Here is a 25,426-nt window from a genome sequence, read left to right on the forward strand (position 1 = left end):
TATACCCAGGGGAGGCACAAAGGATACCCCAGTTTATTCTAAAGATAAATTAAAACGATACAGATGTTTGATCCTTTATAGGTGCCAGTAACCGGTCTACATGCTTCCATTCCAGCTTATCTAATGCTGATGTCACTTTCTCTTCTTTAAAATTCCATTTAGAATCCTCTAAATCACAACTAATCGGAACATCACATTTAATTTCGGCAAGCGTCCGGGATAAATAGAGCATATCCATATCTGTCTGTAATTTATTTTGCACCCCTTTTGGAAGCTTTTCTATATTATTTACTAATTCATCAATGGTTCCGAATTCCTGTAATAATTTCAAGGCTGTTTTTTCTCCGATTCCTTTTACCCCTGGATAATTATCCGAGGAGTCTCCCATTAACCCTTTTAAATCTATAATTTGTGCTGGTGTAAGTGCTTTTTTCTCATAGAAGTTATCTTTATCAAAGACTTCATAGTTCCCCTGACCTTTCCGCATAATAATCACGCGGATATTCTCCTTGACTAATTGCAGCAAATCCTGATCTCCTGACAAAATAAACACATCATTTTCCGGATTATACATATTGGCAAGGGTTCCCATGCAATCATCTGCTTCAAAGTTTTCTAAACCGATATTAGGAATATCAAAGGATTCTACTACTTCTTTTACTAAATCAAACTGCGGAATCAGTTCCACCGGCGGTTCATCCCGATTGGCTTTATAGCCGTTATACATTTCTGTGCGGAAGGTTTTGCTCCCCATGTCCCAGCAGCAAACCACATGAGACGGTTCAAATGTATGAATGGCATCTGTTAAATAGCGTAAAAACTGATAAACTCCGTTTGTCGGAACTCCTTTTGAATTATACATAAAATTTCCGCGGAAAGAAGTGGCGAAGAAGCCCCTAAACAGGAGCGCCATGCCATCTACTAATAAAACTTTTTTTGTTGTCATACTTCATTTCCTTCCTCTCTGTATCCAGTCAGGATAACATCCATCTGTTGTTTCATTTCCATTAAATCATCCATATCCACCTCTACAAACAGACGGTCAATAAATTGCTGATAAAGGACATCCGCTTCATGTACAAGCGTTGTTTTTTCCTGTTCTATTCCTTTATCCCACTGCGCTTGGTAAGAAGACTGAATTAACCTTCCGCCTTCTTCTACAAATGCTTGGATGTCTGATTCAATAATTGTATAAAGCTGTTCTTTGATTTCTTCTTTTTGATTCTGAACAAAGAAGGTTTTCGTATCTTTAAACTTAGCAAATAATTTTTGCAGCTCATTCTGCTTGTTGATCGATAGTTTTATCGTTATATCCGGTGTGTCAAAAGCCGTCATATCCCACTCCGAAATGGAAAAAACCGGATCCAGTTTTTTCGCTTCTTCAATCATTTCTTGCTGATTGGTTTTTAACAAGCTTTTTAACAGCTGTTCTATCCGTAAAGAAATCGCTAATAATTCCTGATGCAATTCAGATTCCATGTACTGAACCAGCTGTTCAAATTGCTTTGTGAGCTGTTCCCGTCCTGTTTTTCCAGACTCTGTAATGGTTGTCGGGTTATAAATTTCTTTAAACAGGTCATGAAAACGGATGGTAAAACGTCCATTCAAAAAGTACGTTTGCTTTTCTAATTTCTGATGCCAGCGGTTTTCGGTCGAAGAGATATCCCGTTTTTCTACATGTTGAACAAGTTGCTGATACGCATTCTCTAATGTTTCTTTCCGTTTCTTTTTTGCAGATTGATCCAGTTTTAAGGATTGGATAAATTGGTCCAATGCCTCCCCGGAACGTTCAATATCGCTGATTGCAGCTCTTTTCGCAAGGGCAGTTAAATCATGGTGAATAAAGTCATAGAACCGTGTTTCAAAAGCCTCCATCTGTTCGTTCAAGGTCTTCTGGTCTGTTTTTTCTGCCAAAGAAAGCTTGCTGGAAACTGGGTAAAGACGTGGAAAACGAATTCCCAATTGCGCTAATTGTTCTTTAACATAAGTGGTTACCAGATTTAATTCTGCCAAATTGCTGGCAAGGTCTGCGGCATTGACGATGAAGAACATTTTATCCAGCTCAAATACATCCTTTACACGTCCCAGCTGCATCAGAAAATCTTTATCTGCACGGGATAAAGCATGATTATAGTAGGTCACATATAAAATAGCATCTGCATGCTTAATATATTCAAAGGATACATTGGTATGTCTGGCGTTAATCGAATCTGCACCCGGTGTATCTACAAGCGTAATTCCCTGCCTTGTTACTTCACAATCATAAAAAAGATCCATCGATGCAATATAACACGCTTTTTCTTCATCTGTCACATATGACTGAAAATCATCGAAGGTTATTTTTATCGGAGTGCCAATTGCCGGTTTTGCCTCTTCATAACCTTCCAGCATCGCACGTAAATAAGCCTGATACATTTTTGGCAAACGCGCATCTGTCAGCACGTTCTCTGTTTTCAGCCATGTAATCAGCTCGTCCAGAGAAGCTTCCGGCGGTTCACATTCTTTTGCCAGTGTTTGAATATCGTCGGCCAGCATTTCCTCGGATTTAAAGGTTACTATAACATCCCGGTGCTGATTTTCACTGGTAACCGGACGAATCCGATTGACCGCAGCGGTTGTCGGATTCGGGGAAACCGGCAAGACACGTTCCCCAAGAATGGCATTGGCAAAGGATGATTTTCCGGCACTGAAGGCACCAAATAAAGCAATCGTATAGGAACGCTCTGTCAGAGATATTTTTCGTTTCTTTAAATCCTGCTGGTAGCTTTCGAATCCCGGCAATTGAATCAGCTGCAATACATGATCAATATCACGGACGACATCCTGAGCTGTATTATCATGCCATTCCTTCTCTAAGGCTTCTTGTGCCTCCTCAGGCTCATCTGCCGGTATTTCCTCATTAGATATTTCCAAAGCAGCTGTGCCCTGCTCTGGAATCACTTGGCGGGCTTGCAGCTCCTCCTTCATTTCCGTAATAATTTCTGCCGGCACTTCCGGGTGTTCTTCCGCCTCATCTAAATAGTTGAAATAAGCTGACTCTTCCTTATCAAGCGCCTGATTAGCCTTTCGTTCTGATGCTTTCTTCTGCCATTCCTCCAATGCTTGTTTTAACTCATTTAATTTACTCTCATTTTTATTTTCAAGTTCTTTTTTCACTTCATTAGCCAGCTGTCTCATCTGTTTCTTAAAATATGATTTTAAACTGGCTGCAATTTCATTTGTATAATTTAAAACATAGTCGCCGTTTATCGTAGCACCTTTACGCAAATTATTTTCCAGCAGCTCATCACTTAATGTCCATTCCAGGAAAGAAACTCCTTTCTCCTGATAGGAAGAGTCGAGCTGGTTGCTTTCAATATACTCATACCACTTATCACGAAGCTTCCATTTTAATGTTGTCTCGACATTCTTTTCTAAAGCTTCCATGAAATTTTGTTTTCGTTCTAATTTAGCTTCTTTTGTTTTTTTACTGCTAGTGAATAACCCGCCGACCTTAAAATCAGACTGTACAGATTCTAAATATTCCTTCGCAAGCTCTCTTAAATCAGCTGGCATCAGATAAGCATTTTTCGCAGTCTGATCCACCTCCGTTAAAAAACCGGCTGCTATCTTTTCCGGCTGCTGCTCCAGATTTTCAATTTCGTTTGTTAAGCTTTCTATTTTCTGAGCCAATAATGCTTCATCAACGTCATCCAGGGATGCTTTCTGATTCGACATTTCCCGATGCACCTTTTCTTTATGGTCACGCACAATTTGTCGAATGCTTGCCTCCATCGTCATATACTCATGCTTCGATTGCAGCATATGAAACACTTTATCTTTCAGCTCTGACCACTCATTGTGCGGTGCTTCCGAATTTTTAAGAGATGTGTAGAAAATGGAAGAAGGGTGCAGATTCCATTGATCAAACGTTTGTTTAATTTTTTTATCAAATTCGACAAAAGGCAATTCTGCTTCATTATGCTTGTCTATCTGGTTGATAACAATCATAAATGGCAGTTCATTTTCCTGCATTGCCTGTAAAAATAATAGATTCACTTCGGATTGCACATGGTTATAATCCGTTACATAAATAAGATAATCCGATAAATGAAGTGAAGCTTCTGTCAGCATCCGATCCACGTCATCTGCAGCATCGATTCCCGGCGTATCTAAAATAGCCGTATCCTGCGGCAAAATGTTATCCCCTGTGCTGATATGCATTTTTTTTATATCATTTTTATTGGTCGCGAACTGCTTGATTTGCTCCAGGTTATACGGTTCGTGATATTCCACCACGTCTCCATTGTGATAAAACACATTGACAGCACCTTCTCCAGATGAGATTTTAACAACATTCGCACTGGTAGGAATCGGACTGTTCGCTAAAATTTCTTCCCCTAATAAATGGTTGATTAAAGAAGACTTCCCCGCAGAAAAATGACCTGTTAGGGTGATAATAAACTCTTGGTTAACGTATTTTTCCAAGATATCAAGCATCTTATCTGCATTTACCTGATCTCCCTTGTTTTTCATTTCATTATAGAGAAACGCAATTTGTTGTTCTGTTACCCTTTTTTCCATATACGTGATCACAAGCCTTTACCCCTTTTTCAACTTATTCATATCTACTTTTAACGTCTATGACGTTTCTTTCTGTCTTTACGAGGTGTGGTTTAAGTACTTTACATAACACCTTCATTATACGCAATATTTGTTTTGATTTCTAGGTGCTAATCAGATTCTGATAAAGTGAAACTGACAAGCCTTCTTTGTTTTTAAAACGGGTGTCTTACAAAAGCCCTTCTATGGGACGAGCAAACACAGTATGCAAACACAATAACATATAAATAACCCCCTGCAGGCAGGAGGTTATCAATCTATTACTTTATTATTTAACAGCATGTTATGATTATTTTATTTTCTAAAATAGCCTTTCCAAAGGGAGATACCGATGATAATAAGACAAAAGATAAATCCGTAAAGCCATACGGAAAGCATCGGATTAACAAACATCCATACTCACCCCCTCTTTAATTTGCCCGGACCTGATTTTTTTCTGTTTCCTTCTCTTGTGGTAAAGAAGGATTTTTCAATATTTTTGCCAGTATCGTAATCGTTGCTATACCAATAAAAGTAGCCGCAGCGCCTGCAGACATGGTACTTGGGATAATACCAGTAAAGTAAATAAAAAGGTAGGAAAACAAACCTGCTGCCATCGAGATTTCTGCCGCTCTCGCTGGAGCTTTTTTCTTACTGTAGATAGCATGTAATATCGGTCCCATCGTTCCTGCAGCAATGCCGGAAATCCCAATCCACATGACATCGCCCATATATGCGGGCGGCCGTAATACAATTAAAAAGGCGATCAGCCCCACCAGTGGAACAGCTAGACGGCTGATTTTGAGCGCAATTTTCTGCGCCTTCTCATTGCTTAGCTTGATAATTTTCTTTTTCACGAGGAATTTCAGGAAAATGTCGTTCGCGAACACCGTAGAAATGGAGACGAATATCCCGTCCGTCGTGGACATGGCTGCAGCAAGAATAACGATTCCAAAAAGAGCTACAAAGATTGCCGGAAAGGCCCAAACTACGTACTCCATCAATGCTAAATCAGCGGCTGCAACATTGTCCCCAAGCGCTGTTCTGCTGTATAATCCTCCAAAAAGAACAAGCAGACAAAAGGCTGCGGTAATAACATAGGTTAGAATCATTTTTCCCAGGTCTCTTTCATGCTTTAAGCCAAGCACTTTATTGAATAAATGCGGTGCAGAAGCAAAGGCCCACTGAATAATAATCGCGCCAGATATTGCTCCAAACGAATAGAAATGGAGCGAATCAGGGTTAAATACGCTTACTAAATTCCCATTCTGCACGCTGAGATTATCTGTAATGCCAGTGAAGGTTGCTGTAACACTTCCTTCCCAGAAAATAATAATTCCGGAAATAAATATAGCTAAGCCTGCAATTGCCATCATAACCGCTTGGACAGCATCTGTATAAATATCAGCAAATGCTCCTCCGGCATAAACATACAGAACAACAATGACTGCGATAAATATCAATCCGCTTGTATAAGACATCCCCAAAAGGTATTCAAAAATTCTTGCTCCTGCTACAAACTGAGCTGCTATATAAAAAATGTTAAAAAGTAAAATCAGCCCAGTTCCCACTCTTAAAATATCACTATTATAGAAGTCACCAAGCCAATCCGGCAGGGAAAGGGACTTTTGTTTTGTATTCAGCTTTCTTACTTTTTTAGCTACCATCAGCACTCCTATTGGCCCGCCGCCGATCATCGCCAAAAACAGCCAGAGGTTAGACAATCCCCAGTCATGAGTCCATCCCGGGTAACCCAGAAAAGTTGCTGCACTTAGATAGGTAGCAGCAAAGGACAGGCCCAGTACATAGGGTCCCAGACTTCCGCCGCCTGTAGCGAAATCACTGATGTTTTTCGTTTTTTTAGCACTTATGTAACCAAGGATCAGCATGACAGCTAGAAATATTGCAAAACCGATCCATGTATAAAGCATAATTGTACTCATCTCTGACCTCCTTGCACATACGAGTAAAACAGGAAATGTACTTCTCCGTTATCTCGGCTGAAAGCTGCCAAGCTTTCGCGCAGGATGATTATCGGGTAAATGGGGTGTTCCATTTCCAAACATATTTTCTCTAAGCGTCTTCCCTTCATATTCAGTCCGGTAAATGCCGCGTTTTTGCAATTCAGGAACAACTAAATCCACAAATTCCCGAAATGTATCCGGAGAATAGGTCTGCGCGATATTGAAACCATCCACGTCACCTTCAAATGCCCATTCTTCCATTCGATCTGCAATTTGTTCAGGTGTTCCGATAAATTTCACCGTACCATTGCCGAGTCCATGATTTTTAACAGCTTCCCGCAGTGTCCATTTCTTATTAGGATCTTTTGTATACATATCCAGATTTCCCTGTACTGCTTCTGTCTGTATATCTTCAATATACTGATCCGGATTATATTTTGAAAAATCGATTCCTGTATGTCCGGAAAGGAGAGACGCAGTTCCTTCGTAGCTGACGTGGTCTGTTAAATCTTCATACTTTGCCAGCGCTTCTTCTTCCGTTGACCCAATGATTGGCAAAATCATAGGAAAAACAAATATATCTTGCCGATTTCTGCCCTGTTCCTCTGTTCGTTTCCGAATATCTGCAACATAGGCCTTTAACGCATCCAAGGAATGATTTTTAGTAAAAACCGCCTCTGCATGTTTCGCTGCAAAATCTCTTCCTTTTGGTGAAGCTCCTGCTTGGAATAAAACAGGCGTACGCTGCGGAGAAGGTTCAACCAAATGCGGACCAGGTACATTGAAAAATTCACCTTCATGATTAATCAAACGAACCTTATCCGGCTGTGCAAATGTATCCTTTGCGCCATCATGAACAACAGCATTGTCATCCCAGCTGTGTTCCCAAAGTTTATAAACGACTTCGAGAAATTCATCTGCACGGTCATAGCGCTGTTCCTTAGGAAGACGGCTGGAAAGGCCAAGATTGACTGCCTCGCTTTCTAAATAAGAAGTCACCACATTCCAGGCAACTCTTCCATTCGTTAAATGATCCAGTGTAGATAGCTGCCTTGCGAGTGCGTATGGTTGTGCATATGTAGCAGAAATTGTTGGCGCAAAGCCGAGATTTTCAGTGACAGCCGCCATAGCAGAAATCGGAATCAATGGATCATGAGCCGGAAGCTGTACAGCATGCCGGACAGCTGCTTCATGACTATTTTCATATACACTGTAGGTTCCAAGCACATCAGCAATAAACATGGCATCAAATTTACCGCGTTCCAGGATTTTTGCTGTTTCTATCCAATATGACAGGTCATTATGTTTTGTCCCCTCGTCCTTTTCATGCTTCCATAATCCTGTCGAGTGAGGGGAAGGTGAATTTTGAATAAATCCATTCAGGTGAATTTGTTTTGTCATCGTTTCGATAAGCTCCTTTTCTCATAAATTTTCATCTTGACCGCTTCACCAAAATCTATAATTGACTATCTCTCATTTGATGCAGTCAGCCATTGATTTTGGTATCGGCCCTTACTTCTGAATTGCTGATTACTTAAGATTCATCGAAAGCATTTAAGGCATTCACACTATGTGCCACTGCGGACCCGGCTTTTAAAGCTGCTGCCACAAAAATCGCTTCTGATATTTCCTCTAGGCTGGATCCTGTTTTTTTGGCGTTTTTCGTATGCAGATCAATGCAATACGGGCAGCCTGTGGTATGTGCTGATGCCACCGCGATAAGCTCTTTCTCCTTTTCGGTCAATTTGCCTGCTTTGATAGATTTATGATCAAAAGCAGCAAATGCCTTGAATGTATCCGCATCAATGTCACCAAATTCGGTTAATCTATTAAAATAGGATGCTTTGTACAGCTCGTCTTTTTCCTCTTCATCAAACGCATTTAGCGCATTCACACCATGAGCAACCGCTGAACCAGCCTTTAGAGCTGTTGCAACAAAAATGGCCTCTGTTACTTCCTCTTTATCAGCGTTATTTTTTTTAGCATTCCCCACATGTAAATCAATGCAGTACGGGCACCCCGTAATGTGCGCTACGGCTACCGCAATTAATTCCTTTAATTTAACTGATAATTCACCCTCAGCTAATGCTTTATCGTTAAAAGCAAAAAAAGTTTGAAACGCTTCCGGTGCATATTCTTTTAATTCTGTTATCCGGTTAAAATAAGATTTTTGATATAAACTATCTGTTTTAGTCAATGAAATCTCTCCTCATACATTTAAAATTTTGGTTTGTCATACAGTGAAACTTCAATTAGTGAAGGTTTTTCGACGCACAACTCTTTATAATAGGACGGTTAATCGCAAAAGCTCTTCGATGGGACGAGTAATCGCAGTCCCAGTCCCAGTTTCAGCCCTAGGACATCGTGAACCTGGTCTGTTTCCTTTGCCCACTGATTTGTGCTGCGATAAAATCATACAAATTGTAAATCCATCTCGTTAATTTTCTTACAGCCACAATAATAATTAAACTTTACCTATCTAATTACTCGGTTTTAAGCCATGCTTGCCCCTTTGAAATTATTCCCTCCCTACCCTTGTTTAAAAATGAAAAAACCCCTTTTCCAGGAGAAGAGGGTTTCTTTACACACTGCCTCATCTCTCAAGTGAAAACTTGCTGGAATTAGCACCATTTTACTGCGTTTCCAGTAATGGTTGCTGCGGGATTATAGGACCAGTTCCTCCCCCGGCTCTTGATAAGGAATTACATTATTTAGTTTTTTAAGATTTCTTCATATGTTATCGAATTCTAAAAAATATGTCAAGTGGAAATTTTAATTTAATGAAGCGTTTCTTGATCAAAATCTATTGATAATATTAGCAGATATCTTTTTGCTGTAAGCGGCGACTGGTTGTTTTATCACATGTAATTATATTTTCCTGCTATAGAGTACGATGCTAAATCGATTGAGCAGCTTTTTTCATCGTGTCCTTAAAATTCATCATTTAGTTTACATAATACAATTATGGTGAATTAATGTTTTTTTGTTTTCAGTAAAAACGCTTAGACCACATTCTAGCCTAAGCGTTTCCATTATTTGTTTACACTGGGTAAACCCCATGTTTTCTCTCGGTAAATTGCTTTTTCTTATTCTGATAAATGGTGAAACGTCTTGCCAGCTCGCTCCGAAGATGATCTGGATCAATGATATCATCAATAATCATTTCGGAAGCTAAGCGGTAAATATCAATGTTCTCTTTATAGGCGGCCTGCTTTTCTGCGATATATGCCTCCCTTTCTTCTTCTGGAAGCTGAGCGATTTTATTTGCTTCTACTGCATTCACTGCTGCTTCCGGTCCCATAACAGCAATCTGTGCATTTGGAAAGGCTAAACAGCAATCCGGATCGAAAGCCGGCCCTGACATCGCGTATAGACCAGCTCCATAAGCCTTTCGGACAATAACAGAAATTTTAGGTACCGTTACCTCACTCATTGCAAACAGCATTTTGGCTCCATGGCGAATAATTCCCTGCTTCTCCACTCTTGTTCCAATCATAAATCCTGGTACATCCGTTAAGAACAGCAGCGGAATTTCAAACGCATCACATAATTGGATAAATTTTGTTGCTTTATCTGCTGAATCCGTAAAAAGAACGCCTCCTTTTACACGTGGCTGATTAGCAATGATTCCTATACTTTGACCGTTGATACGGGCCAGCCCAGTAATTAATTCTGGAGCAAACCGCTTTTTTATTTCACAAAAACTGCCTTCATCAATTGTACGGTCAATCAGTTCATACATATCAAAAGCAGCATTTTGATTTTCTGGAATAATTTCGCTGATTGGCTTATCAAAGCTTTTTGGTTCTACAGATGCTGCTTTTTTTGGCTTCTCACGAAAATTAGCAGGAAAATACGTTAAGTACTTCTGTGCAAATTGAATCGCTTCTTCTTCGGTATCTACTAAAACATCGCCTACTCCTGAGGTTGTACAGTGCATCTTTGCTCCGCCCATTTCCTCTAAAGAAACTTTTTCGCCAATGACCTTTTCAGCCATTCGCGGTGAACCTAAATACATCGATGCGTTCCCTTCAACCATGACAACGATATCACAAAAGGCCGGAATATAGGCACCGCCGGCAGCGGATGGACCAAACAATAAGCAGATTTGCGGCACTCTTCCTGACAGCTTAATTTGATTATAGAAAATACGTCCCGCTCCTCTTCTTCCCGGGAACATATCTATTTGATCTGTAATTCGGGCACCGGCAGAGTCTACCAGATAAACCATGGGCACCTCCAGCCTCTCAGCCGTCTCTTGAATACGTAAAATTTTCTCCACCGTCCGCTGTCCCCAGCTTCCTGCTTTGACGGTCGAATCATTTGCCATCGCACAAACTGTCTGACCGTTTATTTTTCCTGTTACTGTAACCACGCCGTCTGCCGGCAGGTCTTCATCCATCGCATTGGCAAATAAACCATCCTCAAGTATCTCATGAGAATCAAAAAGAAGCTGGATTCTTTCTCTAGCAAAAAGCTTGCCCTTTTCAGCATTGCTGTCGTGATACTTTTGTTTTCCTCCCTTTTTTATTTTTTCTATACGCTCCTTAAGTTCTTGATTCACAGGCATATAAGCATTCTCCTTTCCGGCTTTAACTTCCATGGTAATCAGGCTTTCTTTTCTCTTGAAATGCAAGCAATCCTTCTTTTCTGTCCTTTGTCGGTATTAGTTTTACATAAGCTGCATGTTCCAATTGAACCGCTTCATCTATCGAAAGATCCATTCCTTGATTAATCGCTTGTTTAGCCTGCTTCATAGCAATCGGTCCATTTTGGCTTATTTTCCGGGCAATACTTATTGCTTCGTCTTGTAAAAAAGAAGTGGCGACTGACCGCTCAATCAGTCCAATGGCTAATGCATCCTCTGCTGAAATTGTTTTGGCAGTATAAATAAGCAGTTTCGCCTGGCCGATTCCAATTAATCTTGGCAAACGCTGTGTCCCGCCGGCTCCGGGTATAATCGCCAGAGAGGTTTCCGTCAACCCCAGCTTTACATGATTGGCCGCAATGCGCAGGTCACAGGCTAAAGCGATTTCCAGTCCACCTCCAAAGGCGACGCCATTAATAGCAGCAATTACAGGAACCTCTATTTTTTCTATGGAATCGGCAAGTCTGCTAATTTTCTGTACAGCAGCAACAACTTCCTCCTCATTCATTGCCTTTCGTTCTTTTAAATCTGCTCCGGCACAGAAAGCTTTTTCTCCGCTGGCTGTAATAATCACACAGCGTATAGCACGATCCGTACTGATTTTTTGAATACAATTCTCTAACTCTGTTAGTAACGCGAAAGATAATGCATTGGCTGCTTCCGGCCGATTTAATGTGATAACAGCGATATGATTATCCACTGTTTCTACGTTTACAAGTTGCATAGGCGTTCACTCCAAACTGATTTAGTCAACGATTGCAATCGTATCTCCTTCATTAACAAAATCTCCTTCTTGCACCTTCCATTCCTTCAAAATCCCTTTTCCCTCTGAAGCAATCGGAATTTCCATTTTCATTGACTCTAGAATAACGACATCCTGCCCTTCTTCCACAGCCTCTCCCTGTTGCACTGTAATCTTCCACACATTTCCTGCCATCGATGCTTTAATCTCCATCTTAATTCCCTCCTGTAGTTGGTTGATAATATTTATCTAAAAAGTTTGTTGGTGTATTTCCTTTTTTAAATGCCTCATAGGTGATAATTTCCTGAAGCATCGGTATATTGGTTTTTATCCCTTCTATTTTGAATCGACCAAGCGCTTTTTCCAGCTTATTCCTCGCTTCTGCCCGGTTTTCCCCAAAAACGATCAGTTTTGCAATCATTGGATCATAAAAAGGAGTTACCATATCTCCGGATGCAACAGCACATTCATTACGGACACCTTCTCCTTCAGGCAGTTCCAGTGCTGTGATTTTTCCGGGCGATGGAAAGAATCGAATGGGATCTTCTGCATAAACTCTTATTTCTATCGCATGCCCGTTTCGGGTGATTTCTTCCTGTGTAAAAGACAGTGCCTGCTGATTGGCAATACGAATCTGTTCTTTGACAATATCAATCCCTGTTATTTCTTCTGTGACGGGGTGCTCTACCTGAATACGTGTATTCATTTCCAAAAAATAAAATTGCTCCGATTCATCAACTAAAAATTCAATTGTTCCGGCATTGCTATAATCAATTGCCTCCGCAGCGATAACAGCTGTTTCTCCTAATTTCATGCGAAGTGCTTCAGAAATAGATGGCGATGGGGCTTCTTCTAAGACCTTTTGATTCCGGCGCTGAATAGAGCATTCTCTTTCAAATAAATGAACCGTATGCTGATGACAATCTGCTAAAACCTGTACTTCAATATGCCTGCTGTTTGTTATGTGTTTCTCTAAAAACATTGCTCCATCCCCAAAGAAAGACAAGGCCCGCTTGGAGTTATTTTCAAAAGCTTTTCGCAGTTCATCCGAAGTGTGAACAACCTCCATTCCGATACCTCCACCGCCTGCAGATGCTTTTAACATCACAGGGTAGCCAATTTGCTCAGCAAAAGTGACCGCTTCTTCCAGCGATTCCACCGCACGATCAGTACCGGGAATTACAGGCACCCCCGCTGCTATCATCGCTTTTCGAGCTTCAATTTTACTTCCCATCAGACTTAAAATAGCCGCTTCCGGTCCAATAAAAATAATTCCTTCTTCTTTACAGCGTTCAGCGAATGAAGGGCTTTCACTCAAGAAACCGTAGCCTGGATGAATTGCATCGGCATTTGTTTTTTTGGCCACTTCTATAATTTTATCTAATTGAAGATAGCTTTGCTGCACTTGTGAAGGACCGATAGGATAAGCTTCGTCAGCTTCTTGTTTAAATAAAGCATTCTCATCTGCTTCGGAATAGACAGCTACCGTCCTGATACCTGATTCTTTGCAGCTGCGAAGAATTCTTCTGGCTATCTCACCGCGATTAGCAATCAATACTTTTTGTATCATGATCTTCTCTCCTTCTCTAGCAGCCTAGCTGTCTTGCAATAACCAAGCGTTGGATTTCAGATGTCCCCTCTCCAATTTCCAATAACTTAGCATCCCTGAGCAGCCTTTCTACTTCATATTCACGCATATAACCATAACCGCCATGAATTTGAATCGCCTGATTTGCCGCACGAAATGCCATTTCCGTTGCGTCCAATTTTGCGTATGCTGCCTCTTTGGAAAAGCTTCTATTCTGATCCTTTAACCAGGCTGCTTTATAAACCATATTACGAGCAAGCTCAATTTCCATCGCCATATCTGCTAATTTAAATTGGATCGCCTGAAAACTGGAAATGGATTTGCCAAATTGTTTACGATCCTTCGCGTACTGCAAGGAACGGTCTAAAGCCGCCTGACCAATACCGACAGCTAATGACGCAATAGAAATCCTTCCTCCATCTAATGTTTTTAAAAATTGCTGATGGCCTTGATGTTCTGTACCAAGTAAATTTTCTTTGGGAACACGGACATTATCCAAGATGACTTCTGCGGTATCTGACCCGCGCACGCCCATTTTGTCATAATCACTGCGGACAGTCAGCCCTTCAGCATCTGTCGGCACAATGATGGCAGATATTTTATTCTTGTTATTTGCATCCTTTTTCGTGACTGCCGTTACAATAATAAAATCTGCAAAACTGGCATTGGTAATAAAACATTTTTCTCCTTGAATAATATATTCGTCTCCGTCTAATTTAGCAGTAGTTTTTGTCCCCCCGGAATCAGACCCTGCATTCGGTTCTGTTAAACCAAAAGCTCCAAGAGAACGGCCTTCAGCAATTGGTTTTAAAAACCGCTGCTTTTGTTCTTCTGTTCCAAAATAATAAATCGGGCTGGCACCTAAAGAAACTGCAGCGGCATAACTTAAGCCCGTACTTCCGCATCGGCGGCCGATTTCCTCTACAGCGATGGCATAGGAAACGGTGTCACCACCCGAGCCTCCATAGCTTTCAGGAAATGGAATCCCTAATAAACCAAGCTCTCCCATGTCTTGAAAAATATCTTCCGGGAAAGCTGCATTAACATCAATATCGATTGCTCTTGGACGGATGTTTTTTTCAGCAAAGTCAGAAACCATCCGCTGAATCATCTTTTGTTCCTTGGTTAAATCAAAATCCATTCTCGTACCCCCTTTTGACGAATTGAACACGCTTACATTATCATTTTATCAAAAGCTGGGAATTAGGCAAAGGAAAAGATAAAAATCTTTTTCTTGAGCAGCTGCTCTGACTTCTTTATTCAACTAAAATACAAAAATCTCCCTAACAATGTTTTGGCATTGTCAGGGAGTTAATATCATTTTTTTACGATTCTTCATCATTATTTTCAAATGGTTTTTCATACACTGTTTCTTTATATACTTCCATCACTTCACCGGTCTGATCGGCATCAATCATAAACGATCCGTTGCCATAACGATCGGAGGCGGATAACTCCAGCGGATATACCTTCTGTGTATCGCCATTTTTCGTTTTATAGCAAATCATTTCCTGATTATTTACCATAAAGAATCCTTGGATCCGATGCGGTTTTTTCTTTAATTCCTTCAGCATAAGCAATCCGCGCTTCGCCCGGCTTGCTTTTTCAAAGGATTTTAGCTTCATGCGTTTGCTGGCTCCGCGCTGCGTAATGATAAATAAATCTTTTGGTGCTTCCAGATCAAATACTTGTCCATTGACAACAAAATCATCCTCTTTTAAAGAGATCGATTTTACTCCGGCTGCTCTCTGCCCGACAATGGACACTTCTGCTTCTTCATACCATAGACCATAGCCTTTGTTGGTTGCGATAAATATATCTTTCCCGCCATCTGTACGGCTTACATGAACCAGTTCATCATCATTTTTCAGATTTAACGCAATTAACGCCTTACCACGTCGCTGCGCTTCATAAAGCTGAAATTCGCTGCGTTTGACCATGCCATTTCGAGTAAAGAACATTAGAAAGCCGTCTTCTTCTTTAAAATCACGTACAGGTATGACCTTAATAAAATGTTCTTCTTTTTCCAGCGGAACAATATGCGAAATATGCTGTCCCATATCTTTCCAGCGTATATCCGGAAGCTCGTGAACAGAACAAATAATATATCTTCCTTTGTTCGTAAATAACATGATATTATCCGTTGTATTGATTTCCAGGAGACTTATCGGATGATCATCGTCCTTCAGCGGTAAATCCTCACTATTGGAAGCTGCATAGGACCTTAGGCTGGTTCGTTTGACATAACCGTCTCTGGTTACGGAAACTAACACATCCTCACTTGCCACGGTCACCTCAATATTAATTTTCAGTTCTTCCACTTTTTCCTCGATATGGGTGCGGCGGTCATCTGCAAATTTTTTCTTGATTTGTCTTAAATCATTTTTAATGGTTTGCAATAATTTCTTTTCGCTTTCCAAAATAGCAGACAGCTTCTCCATTTGTTTTCTTAATTCGCTAGCTTCTTCCTCAAGCTGAACAATATCCGTATTTGTCAGCCGATAAAGCTGCAAAGTAACAATTGCTTCCGCCTGTGGTTCGGTAAAACCGTATTTAGCCATAATCTGGTTTTTTGCATCCGCCTTATCTTTTGATGCGCGGATGGTGGCAATCAACTCATCTAAAATCGAAATTGCTTTGATTAAGCCTTCGACAATATGTGCTCTCTTTTTCGCCTTATTTAAATCAAATCGGGTTTGATTCGTTACAACCTCGCGCTGATGACTGACATACGCATCTAGAAGCTGCGGCAGGGATAAGAGTGTCGGCGTTTTATCTTTGATAGCAACCATATTGAAATGGTATGTGATCTGCAGGTCTGTGTTTTTATATAAAAAGTTTAAAATACCCTCACTATTTGCATCCTTCTTTAACTCAACAACAATACGGAGGCCTGTCCGGTCTGTTTCATCGCGTACTTCCGCAATGCCCTCGACCTTCCTGTCAATACGGAGCTCGTCCATTTTCTTCACCATTGCTGCTTTGTTCACCTCAAAAGGTACCTCTGTCACAACGATTTGTTCACGGTTCCCTTTTAACGTTTCAATGGCTGCCTTTCCGCGAACGACAACCTTTCCTTTGCCGGTTTCATATGCTTTTTTGATTCCTTCGACCCCTTGAATAATGCCGCCGGTCGGAAAATCAGGTCCTTTCAGCACACGCATTAAATCATCTACACTTGATCCCGGTTTATCGATTCGCATAATCACTGCATCGATTACTTCTCCTAAATTATGAGGAGGAATGTCGGTTGCATAGCCTGCGGAGATTCCTGTAGAACCATTTACTAAGAGATTCGGAAATTTCGCCGGTAAAACAACCGGCTCATCGGTTGTTTCATCAAAGTTAGGAATGTATTCAACTGTCTCTTTGTCAATATCCCGAAGAAGCTCTGACGCAATCGGAGATAATCTTGCTTCTGTATAACGCATTGCTGCAGGGGGATCTCCATCAATACTGCCGTTATTCCCGTGCATTTCTATCAGTCTGTTACGTACCTTCCAGTTTTGGCTTAAGCGGACCATTGCTTCGTATACAGAAGAATCTCCATGTGGATGGTAATTACCGATTACGGTTCCAACCGTTTTAGCAGCTTTTCTAAAATTCTTGTCATGCGTATTTCTCTCTACATGCATGGCATAAAGAATACGCCGCTGTACAGGCTTCAAGCCGTCTCTGGCATCAGGCAGCGCACGATCTTGAATGATATATTTACTGTATCTTCCGAAGCGATCTCCGATAACTTCTTCTAAGGGGAGATCTAAATATTTCTCTGTTTGATCCAAATGGAATCACTCCTTACAATCCGAACTAATCTTCCTTATGAATATTTTCATTTTCTAAAATGGTTGCATCTTCTTCCAAACCAAATTTAACATGACCTTCAATCCATTTACGGCGGGGTTCTACTTTATCCCCCATTAACGTTGTTACTCTCCGTTCTGCACGCGCTATATCATCAATGGATACACGAATAAGGGTACGTGATTCCGGGTTCATCGTTGTTTCCCACAATTGATCCGCATTCATCTCCCCGAGACCTTTATAACGTTGAATATCATAGCCATTTTTTAATTCCTTCACTGCTTTTTGGAGTTCATTTTCATCCCAGGCATAACGTGTTTTTTCTTGTTTTCCCTTTCCTTTTGATACTTTAAACAGCGGCGGGAGAGCAATAAACACTTTTCCCGACTCCACTAAAGAACGCATATATCGATAGAAAAAGGTTAACAACAGCACTTGAATGTGCGCTCCATCGGTATCTGCATCGGTCATAATAATAATTTTATCATATTGGACGTCTTCCAAATTAAAATCTCCGCCGACTCCGGCACCTATCGTATGGATAATCGTTGAAATTTCTTCATTTTTAAAGACATCCTCCAGCTTAGCTTTCTCCGTATTGATAACCTTTCCCCGGAGCGGAAGCACAGCTTGGAATTTACGGTCGCGCCCTTGCTTTGCTGAACCGCCGGCAGAGTCTCCCTCTACAAGATAAAGTTCATTCTTTTTTGGGTTCTTTGATTGTGCCGGGGTCAGCTTTCCGCTAAGCAACGTATCTTTTCGTTTTCGTTTCTTTCCGGTACGTGCTTCCTCACGTGCTTTTCTGGCAGCTTCCCGTGCTTCTTTTGCACGGATAGATTTTTTAATCAGCAAAGAAGAAATCTCTGCATTTTCCTCTAAAAAGTATGTCAGATGTTCAGATACTACGCCATCAACGGCCGAACGGGCTTCTGTTGTTCCCAGCTTGCCTTTTGTCTGCCCTTCAAATTGCAGCTTATTCTCCGGAACACGGACGGACACAATCGCAGTTAATCCTTCCCGGATATCTGTCCCTTCCAAGTTCTTATCTTTTTCTTTTAATAACCCTGCTCTTCTTGCATAATCATTTATGGTACGGGTAATTGCTGTTCTGGCTCCAAATTCATGTGTACCGCCGTCCCTGGTCCGCACATGGTTTACAAAGGAAAGCATATTTTCAGCAAAGCCGTCATTGAACTGAAAAGCAAATTCAACTTCAATTTCCGATTGCTCCCCTTCAAATGAAACAACTGGCTGAAGCACGTCCTTCTCCTCATTAAGCCACTCTACGAAAGATTTTAGGCCTTCAGGATATTCATAAACCTGCTGCTCTCCATTGTGTTCATCCTTCAGTTCAATTTTTAGCCCTTTTAATAAGAAGGCAGACTCCCGTAAACGCTCGGAAATTGTTTCAAAATTAAATACCGTTGTCGAGAAGATAGATGGATCCGGCTTAAAATGAATGCAGGAACCTTTCTTTCTGGAAGGTCCTTTATCCTCTAAGGTCGTTGCCGGATGTCCTCCATTTTCAAAACGCTGCTCATATTTATGACCGTCGCGGTAAGTGGTTACTGTCAGCCATTCCGATAAGGCATTAACAACAGAAGCACCTACCCCGTGCAATCCTCCGCTTGTTTTATAGCTTCCTTGCCCAAACTTTCCGCCTGCATGTAGCACCGTAAATATAACCTCAGTAGTTGGTTTTCCGGTTGCATGCATTCCGATCGGCATACCGCGGCCGCTATCTTCCACAGAAATACTGTCATCTTTATGTATGGTTACCGTAATTTGATTGCCATGACCAGCCAGCGCTTCGTCAACAGCATTATCAACAATTTCATAAACAAGATGATGCAGCCCGCGAATGTCTGTACTTCCAATATACATCCCTGGGCGTTTTCGTACAGCATCCAGTCCTTCCAGCACCTGAATGGAGCTATCAGAGTATTGATATTCTTTCTCCACGAATCATCTTCTCCTTTCAATACTACCTCTATATACATCATAGAACATTCGTTCTTATTAAGCAAACAGAAAATTATCCTGCTTGTAACACGAACACGATGTTCCTGTATTAGCGTTCCTCATAAATGTTTATCCTCGATACGAGTCAGCGATTCAATCAGGACTTACATGATTAAAAGTATAAGGAGCTTCGGAAAAGCAGCTTGCACTTTCAAGAGGCCCTTTTAAAAAATGCCATGCTTTCTAATAAAGTGAAACTTCATTACAATCTTCTAACAGAAAAACAATTTTTGTTGATAAAAATCTGCAGGTTAGAATTAGAGGCAGCTATACTTATATTACGCTTCTTTCAACCCTTGTTCTATCTATATAACATGAAGCATCCTTTCGAGGAAAGTTTATAAACGCTTATCGGTGATAAATAAAACCTTGTTTATACACTATAGAGCAAAATTTGTTTCTCCGTCTAGTCTAAACATGCTCATTCCACATAAAGGGCAAACGCACTATATCCATATTTACATCATTAATATCTTATGGGAAAAATCGCAGAAAAGCAAGATAATCATTTATTTGTATAGAACCACAGCCAATTGTTGAACCCGTTTTTTAGCAATGAGAATATACGTAAAAGTTCTCCGGCAGGACAAGTAACTGCACCAATGCGGGGCAATTTAATGCCGTTTTTTGCTGCAATAACCGTTGCATGATCTCTGTGATAAGCGCATAGTCAGCAGAAGATGCTTTTCACCCGGGCAAGCTGCCGGCTGCATCCGCTGAAACAAAAAGACCGAGCCAGGCTTATCATGCCTGGCTCAGTCTTTAATTGTTTATACACTATTTTAATAAAACTGCGTGTAACACCTTAATGCAAAGGTCCATAACGACTTCAAAATCATGCTCTTTTAAATAATTATAAGCTTCTTCGTTCACAATTCCCTGCTGCGCCCAGAACATCTTACAATTCGTCTGTACAGCATCTTTCGCGACATCAGGCAGATGCTCCGGACGGCGGAAAACATTGATAATATCGATTGGTTCGTCTACCTCTGCCAGGGAGCTGTAGGCTTTTTCTCCAAGAACCTCATCAATGGTTGGATTGACAGGAATAATTTTATATCCTTCCTCCTGCATTCTATGAGCTATTTGATACGAGGTTCTCTCTGGATTAGCAGATAAGCCTACAACCGCAATCGTCTTCGCATTCTCCAGGATTTCTTTTATTCTTTCTTTACTTGGGTTTTCAATGGACATGGTAATTCCTCCTTTAGTTTGTGTTTAGAATCTCTTTTTCCACTTATTCAATAAAACCATTTTCCATCAGGTAATCCCTGGCAACATCTTCTGCAGCTGCATCCTCATAATCCACTTGATAATTCATTTCCTGCATTTCTTCATCCGTAATTTGTCCGCTCAGCTGATTTAATATGTCCTCAATCTCTGGATATTCCTCTAACGTATCTGCTCGCATTAACGGTGCACCCTGATACGGCGGAAATAGATTTTCAGAATCTCCCAAGGATACCAGCCCTAATTCTACCATATAGCTGTCTGTTCCATAGGCATCAATCACATCTACCTCACCGCCCGAAATGGCTCCCTGACGAAGGCCTGGATCCATTGTGTTTACCTCGTTGAAGTCCAGGTTATATACTTCCTGCATCCCGACATAGCCATCATAGCGGTCATTAAACTCGGATGTAAATCCGGCTGTTACCTGGTTTTCAATCGACTTCAAATCAGAGATATCCTCCAGATTGTTTTCTTCCGCAAATTCTTCTGTAACTGCTACTGTATACGTATTATTAAACAACATTGGCTCTAAAAGCTCCAAATTATATGCTTCTTTTATACCGTCTCTGGCCTGTGCATATACTTCCTCTGCTTCATTGGATTCCGCCTGTTCATCAAGCAGCGAAACGATAACCGTCCCTGTGAATTCCGGATAAATGTCAATGCTGCCCTGCTGGAGTGCGTTAAATACCATATCTGTTTTTCCAAGATTCGGTTCTATATCAACAGTGATATCACTTTCTTCCTCAATTAAAATTTTATAGAGATTCATAATAATTTCTGGTTCAGCTCCTAATTTCCCGGCTATCACAATTTCTCCCTTTTGGCTGCTTGGAATCATCAAGGGAATGGCGATGACAAGTACAACAATAACAAGCATCGCAATAAATGCCTGAATACCATATTTTTTAGACAGCTTTTCAAATAAACGCAGAATAAAATCAAGCATAACAGCTAATAAAGCGGCCGGTATCGCACCTAATAATACAAGCGGAATATCGCCGCCCCGGTCCAGACCGAGTAAAATGATATCTCCGAGTCCGCCAGCACCGATTAAAGCTGCGATAGTTGTAGTACCAACGATAAGAACCATGGAGGTGCGAATACCAGCCATAATAACCGGCATCGCAATTGGCAGATCTACTCGCATTAATTGCTTTTTTGTATTCATCCCCATGCCTCTGGCAGCTTCCCGTAAGGCAGGATCTACACCGTCTATCCCTGTGTATGTATTTCTTAGGATTGGCAGCAGCCCATAAAGGACTAGGGCAACGATAGCCGGCTGGATACCGATTCCTAAAAACGGGATCAAAAAAGCCAATACAGCAAGACTCGGAATTGTCTGTAGAACTGCGGATGTGCCAATGATAGGCTCGGCAATGCGTGGATATCTGGTCAGTATAATGCCGATTGGCACAGCGATTAAAATCGCAATTCCAAGTGATATCAAAGAAATTTGCAAATGCTCCCAAATCGCCTGAAGAAGCATATCCTGCCGATTCTGGAACACGTTTATAAATTCCTTCATAAAACGCTCGCCCCTTCCTTCTCCTGTTGATAGAAGTATTGAAGCAATTCATCTCTTGTAACAATTCCGATGGTTTTCTGATTGTCATCGACTACCGGAAAATCAATCTGATTTACTGATTGAATTATTGCGTATGCATCCTCTATTGTACTCGTTGCAGGAATTGTCATGACATTTTCCGGCTCCCGGTCATGAGCAGCTGGTACATTATTTTTCATAACTTTCTGAACAGATGTCAGCCAGGCTGATTTTCGATTTCCAATGAATTCCTCCACAAAATTATTTTTAGGGTGTTTCATTAATTGTTCAGGCGAACCGCATTGAACCACACTCCCTTCTTTCATTAAACAGATCCGGTCGCTCATTTTCAATGCCTCGTCCATATCATGGGTAACAAATACAATCGTTTTCTTGATGTCTTTTTGTAATTTATCGATATCCATTTGTAATTGCTCCCGGCTGATTGGATCGAGTGCGCTGAATGGTTCATCCATCAATACGATATCAGGGTCTGCAGCTAATGCCCGGATAACACCGATACGCTGCTGCTGTCCTCCCGAAAGCTCGCTTGGATATCTTTTTTTAAAAATTGATGGATCGAGCCCCACCATATCCAGTAATTCATCTGTTCGTTTCTCTTTTTCTCCTTTTTTCCATTTCAGGAGTTCTGGAACAACTTGTATATTCTCCTGAACAGTCATATGAGGAAATAAAGCAATCTGCTGCAGAACATATCCAATATTCCATCGTAATGCGTCAATGGAATAATCACTTACCGGTTTCTCGTTTATGTATATTGTTCCTGCAGAGGGATCAATCAGACGGTTGATCATTTTCATTGTTGTTGTCTTACCGCAGCCGCTGGGACCGATAAGTGTCATAAATTCCCCTTTTTCGACCGTCAGATTAAACTGGTCGACAGCGGTTGTCCCATCAGGGTATGTTTTTGTAATATCTTTAAATGTAATCATAAGAATAACCTCCTTCATAAAAAGATTCCCGCTTGTGACTATTTAAAAACCTGCTGCTGTATTATTTTTCACTTTAAATCAAGGATAAGGAAAACAATAAATTAGTAAATGGAAAGCTTTGCTGTGTTTTTCTTAAAAATTTTTGTACTTAAACAGATTGGTTCATGCTAAAATAGCCATAGGAACATAGAATAAGAATTTGAAAAAGAGAGTTGGGAACGTATGGATTATATTATTTTCGGGATTATCGCATATCTCTTAGGATCTATTCCATTTGCCTTAATTATCGGCAAGCTTGGTTATAAAATAGATATTCGTGAGCATGGAAGCGGCAACCTTGGAGCCACCAATGCCTTCCGTGTACTTGGAATAAAAGCTGGAAGCATCGTTATCTTAGGCGACATTTTAAAAGGAACGGCTGCTGCTGTATTACCTCAATTATTTCATGCGGATGCCTATCCGTTGATTATAGGTATTATCGCTGTATTAGGTCATACTTATCCGATTTTTGCTAAATTTAAAGGCGGAAAGGCTGTTGCAACATCAGGAGGGATGATACTAGGGATTAATCCTATCCTATTTATTATTATGATTGCAACATTTTTACTGTCATTATATTTATCTAAATATGTTTCCCTTTCCTCTATGATTACGGGAGTTGTGGCCTTTTTCGCGTCGCTGTTTTTCCAAAATACCGGGTTGACTGTCGTTATCCTGATATTAACTGCTTTTGTAGCGTATCGGCATTGGGCCAATATTAAACGGATAATAAACGGAACAGAACCTAAAATAACCTGGATGTAGAAAGCCGATAAATTGAATATTTAAGCCGAATTCAGTATACTAGTGGCTATAATTAAAGATTGTTTGAACATCCTTGAGCTTCTAGTCTAAGTTTTCAGATGTTTATCAGGAAAGGACGTTTTTATGCATCAATTAAACACGATTCCATTAAAAAAACTTCCTTCAAAGGAAGAAAGACATAAATTATTCGGTTCTGTTCCTCCTGGTGAGAAGAAAAAACCGACTGAAAAAAACGAAATGGCTGACCTGCAAAATGTAAAACGTGATTTTCTTTTTGATTTGGATGTTGTCGGTGTTTCTAATGTAAAATACCCTGTCCGTGTCCTAAGCGGACAAGCTCCATTTGAACAAACCACCGTCGGCACGTTCACCTTTTCATCCAGCATCCCTGCGAATAGCAAAGGGACGAATATGAGCCGTTTTATGGAGCTGTTAGAGCAATATCATCAAGGCGGATTTACCGTTTCTATTGATGAATTAAAACAGTTCGCAAAGGATCTGGCCGTGAAATTGGAACAAACAGATGCAACGGTTTCTGTCAGCTTCCCGTGGTTCTATGAGCGGAAAGCACCCCAAACCTATGCTGCTGGTTTAAACCATGCAGAAGCATCTGTTTCCGTACGTTACTCCAAATACGAGGATTATCAAATCACTGTTTCTCTAAACGTACAAATAACAACATTATGCCCATGCTCCAAAGAAATCAGTGAATACAGCGCTCATAACCAACGTGGTAATGTAACCGTGGAAACTGAGCTGGAGCCAAGTTTTTCTAATACAGACGGGGATTGGAAAGGCATTTTATTAGAAGCTGCAGAAAGTAATGCAAGCGCCAGACTTCACCCTATCCTGAAAAGACCGGATGAAAAAATGGTGACAGAAGCAGCTTATGAAAATCCCCGATTTGTAGAGGATATGGTTCGTTTAATTGCTGCCGATCTTTACGAGCTGCCGGCAGTGATGAAGTTCCATGTAGCATGCCGTAATGAAGAATCGATCCATATGCATGATGCAATTGCTTCTGTTACCTATGATAAACGCAACAGACAAGGGTAACGACAAATGAAATATATTTTTATTGGATTGATTCGCTTTTACCAGCTTGCCATCAGTCCTTTTACACCAGCAACCTGCCGTTTCTATCCAACCTGTTCAGTTTATGCATTAGAAGCATTTCAGCGTTTTGGATTTTTTAAAGGTGGAATATTAACTATAAAGCGAATAAGTAAATGTCATCCATTTCACCCAGGCGGCGTAGATTACGTTCCGGAAAAAAAGGGAGAAGACAAAACAGCAGGAAAAGGGAGAGATATAATGGAAATCACCGTATCAGAACAAGCAGCAAAATGGTATAAAGAAGAATTAGATTTACAAAACGAAAAGAATATACGATTCTTCCCAAGATATGGCGGTGTCGGCGGCAGAATTGCCGGTTTTTCCCTCGGTATTAAAGCAGAAGCACCCGAAAATGAATCTGCTTCTACATTGGTAGAAGGCATTCATTTCTTTATCGAAGAATCAGATGATTGGTATTTTGAAGG

At 40.7% G+C, this 25,426-nt stretch carries 17 protein-coding genes, 1 pseudogene and 1 riboswitch; of the genes and pseudogenes, 3 read left to right on the forward strand and 15 right to left on the reverse strand.

What is annotated here, in order from left to right:
- Positions 1-49 precede the first annotated feature (49 nt).
- The 15 genes from ACW0TQ_RS16925 to ACW0TQ_RS16995 all read right to left on the reverse strand — a co-directional run bounded on the left by ACW0TQ_RS16925 (position 50) and on the right by ACW0TQ_RS16995 (position 23,081).
- The gene (locus ACW0TQ_RS16925) at positions 50-946 is read right to left on the reverse strand and encodes a 5'-3' exonuclease (protein ID WP_042533831.1); all 897 of its coding nucleotides are present in this window, start codon (positions 944-946) and stop codon (positions 50-52) included.
- Complete coding sequence (locus ACW0TQ_RS16930) at positions 943-4,575, reverse strand: dynamin family protein (RefSeq protein ID WP_368900897.1); 3,633 nt, start codon at positions 4,573-4,575, stop codon at positions 943-945. Before ACW0TQ_RS16930 ends, ACW0TQ_RS16925 begins: the two co-directional genes overlap by 4 nt.
- A gap of 437 nt (positions 4,576-5,012) precedes the next feature.
- Positions 5,013-6,524, reverse strand: a complete 1,512-nt coding sequence (locus ACW0TQ_RS16935; RefSeq protein WP_256706227.1) for a sodium:solute symporter family protein — start codon at positions 6,522-6,524, stop codon at positions 5,013-5,015.
- A gap of 48 nt (positions 6,525-6,572) precedes the next feature.
- Complete coding sequence (locus tag ACW0TQ_RS16940; RefSeq protein ID WP_042533827.1) at positions 6,573-7,946, reverse strand: LLM class flavin-dependent oxidoreductase; 1,374 nt, start codon at positions 7,944-7,946, stop codon at positions 6,573-6,575.
- 133 nt (positions 7,947-8,079) lie between these two features.
- On the reverse strand, positions 8,080-8,748 hold the full coding sequence (locus ACW0TQ_RS16945) for a carboxymuconolactone decarboxylase family protein (protein WP_139089122.1): 669 nt from the start codon (positions 8,746-8,748) through the stop codon (positions 8,080-8,082).
- Positions 8,749-9,135: 387 nt separating this feature from the next.
- A riboswitch (SAM riboswitch) is annotated at positions 9,136-9,246 on the reverse strand.
- Positions 9,247-9,585: 339 nt separating this feature from the next.
- A complete protein-coding gene (locus ACW0TQ_RS16950; protein WP_455725854.1) occupies positions 9,586-11,115 on the reverse strand; it encodes an acyl-CoA carboxylase subunit beta in 1,530 nt (509 codons plus the stop codon).
- A 22-nt stretch (positions 11,116-11,137) separates the two neighbouring features.
- Complete coding sequence (locus tag ACW0TQ_RS16955; protein WP_042533823.1) at positions 11,138-11,917, reverse strand: enoyl-CoA hydratase; 780 nt, start codon at positions 11,915-11,917, stop codon at positions 11,138-11,140.
- A 21-nt stretch (positions 11,918-11,938) separates the two neighbouring features.
- Entirely contained in the window at positions 11,939-12,148 is a 210-nt protein-coding gene (locus ACW0TQ_RS16960; RefSeq protein ID WP_042533822.1) for an acetyl-CoA carboxylase biotin carboxyl carrier protein subunit, read from the reverse strand.
- A gap of 1 nt (position 12,149) precedes the next feature.
- Positions 12,150-13,505 carry an acetyl-CoA carboxylase biotin carboxylase subunit gene (locus ACW0TQ_RS16965; protein WP_368900899.1) on the reverse strand — a complete coding sequence of 452 codons (1,356 nt, stop codon included), beginning with the start codon at positions 13,503-13,505 and terminating at the stop codon, positions 12,150-12,152.
- Positions 13,506-13,521: 16 nt separating this feature from the next.
- Positions 13,522-14,664, reverse strand: a complete 1,143-nt coding sequence (locus tag ACW0TQ_RS16970) for an acyl-CoA dehydrogenase family protein (RefSeq protein ID WP_368900900.1) — start codon at positions 14,662-14,664, stop codon at positions 13,522-13,524.
- Positions 14,665-14,848: 184 nt separating this feature from the next.
- Entirely contained in the window at positions 14,849-17,308 is a 2,460-nt protein-coding gene (gene parC / locus ACW0TQ_RS16975) for a DNA topoisomerase IV subunit A (RefSeq protein ID WP_042533816.1), read from the reverse strand.
- A gap of 25 nt (positions 17,309-17,333) precedes the next feature.
- Positions 17,334-19,289 carry a DNA topoisomerase IV subunit B gene (gene parE / locus ACW0TQ_RS16980; protein WP_042533814.1) on the reverse strand — a complete coding sequence of 652 codons (1,956 nt, stop codon included), beginning with the start codon at positions 19,287-19,289 and terminating at the stop codon, positions 17,334-17,336.
- Positions 19,290-20,126: 837 nt separating this feature from the next.
- Positions 20,127-20,543: a CoA-binding protein gene (locus tag ACW0TQ_RS16985; RefSeq protein ID WP_084612960.1), complete on the reverse strand. Its 417-nt coding sequence runs from the start codon at positions 20,541-20,543 to the stop codon at positions 20,127-20,129.
- Positions 20,544-20,586: 43 nt separating this feature from the next.
- A complete protein-coding gene (locus tag ACW0TQ_RS16990) occupies positions 20,587-22,110 on the reverse strand; it encodes an ABC transporter permease/substrate-binding protein (protein ID WP_042533812.1) in 1,524 nt (507 codons plus the stop codon).
- Entirely contained in the window at positions 22,107-23,081 is a 975-nt protein-coding gene (locus ACW0TQ_RS16995; RefSeq protein ID WP_368900902.1) for a betaine/proline/choline family ABC transporter ATP-binding protein, read from the reverse strand. The genes ACW0TQ_RS16990 and ACW0TQ_RS16995 overlap by 4 nt, the downstream gene beginning before the upstream one ends.
- Before the next feature lie 222 nt (positions 23,082-23,303).
- Between ACW0TQ_RS16995 and plsY the strand changes: the two genes are divergently transcribed.
- From plsY to yidD, 3 genes and pseudogenes are all read left to right on the forward strand, one after another.
- Positions 23,304-23,885, forward strand: a complete 582-nt coding sequence (gene plsY / locus ACW0TQ_RS17000) for a glycerol-3-phosphate 1-O-acyltransferase PlsY (protein ID WP_042533808.1) — start codon at positions 23,304-23,306, stop codon at positions 23,883-23,885.
- Between the two features lie 123 nt (positions 23,886-24,008).
- A complete protein-coding gene (folE2, locus tag ACW0TQ_RS17005) occupies positions 24,009-24,941 on the forward strand; it encodes a GTP cyclohydrolase FolE2 (RefSeq protein WP_042533806.1) in 933 nt (310 codons plus the stop codon).
- Positions 24,942-24,947: 6 nt separating this feature from the next.
- A pseudogene (gene yidD / locus ACW0TQ_RS17010) lies at positions 24,948-25,163 on the forward strand (membrane protein insertion efficiency factor YidD); the annotation flags it as partial.
- Between the last annotated feature and the right edge of the window lie 263 nt (positions 25,164-25,426).

Source organism: Oceanobacillus sp. M60 (genome assembly GCF_053839645.1).